This is a genomic window from Mesorhizobium sp. M7A.F.Ca.MR.362.00.0.0 (assembly GCF_004023175.1).
In the GTDB taxonomy this organism is placed as follows: Bacteria; Pseudomonadota; Alphaproteobacteria; order Rhizobiales; family Rhizobiaceae; genus Mesorhizobium.
Genome location: NZ_RZTF01000856.1, coordinates 1 through 724 on the forward strand (window position 1 = coordinate 1; position 724 = coordinate 724).

Consider the following 724-nt stretch of genomic DNA (forward strand, 5'->3'; position numbering starts at 1 on the left):
GGTTGGCGATGCTGATGCCGCCGCCGGTCAGCGTTCCGGCCGGCCCGCCATTGGGCAGGAAGCCGCGCGACACCGAGATGGTGCCGGTGCCGCCATTGACGTTGAGCAGTGCGCCGGCAACGCTGATGTTGTTGTTGATGACAGACAGGTTACCATTGAGACCGGTAACCTGGACGGCGGTCTGGCCCGCCGCCACATTCGAGATCGTCACGCCTTCGATCGTGATGCCTGCGGCATTGCTGAAGCCGACAGCGCCCTGGTCAATGAGGAAGGCGGAACCGGTGGCACCGCTGAAGTCGAAGGCGGTGTTGCGCACGGCATTGTCGCCGAGCAACTGCATGAGGTTGGCCGTGCCGTTGACCACGGCCTCGTCGCCGGTGACGTTGCCGCCGGTGGCGCCGAGATTGCCCTGGACATTGGCGGGCTGGATCGTTCCGGTCGAAACGACGCCGCCGTTGCCGAAGCCGGCAATGGTCTGTCCGGAATCGAGCGTGAAGGTCGTGGCGCCAAGGCTGATCGTGCCGACGAAGGCGAAGTTCTGCGCGCCGGTCAGCGCGTCGGCTGCGGCGAGCGATATGGTATTGACGCCCACGCTGAGGTTGCCGGTTGTGCCCGCGGCAACGAACCCGCCCGACTGCGAGACCAGGATGACTGAACCGGGCGCCGTCGCCAGATTGGCGCTGCCGGTGAAGAACACGTCGTCGAAATCGTAACTGCCCTTGGT

General features: G+C 65.3%; 1 protein-coding gene. It reads right to left on the reverse strand.

Features of this window, described 5'->3' with window-relative positions:
- A partial coding sequence (locus tag EOC06_RS38175) for a hypothetical protein (protein ID WP_206631385.1) occupies nt 1-724 on the reverse strand: 724 nt, incomplete at both ends.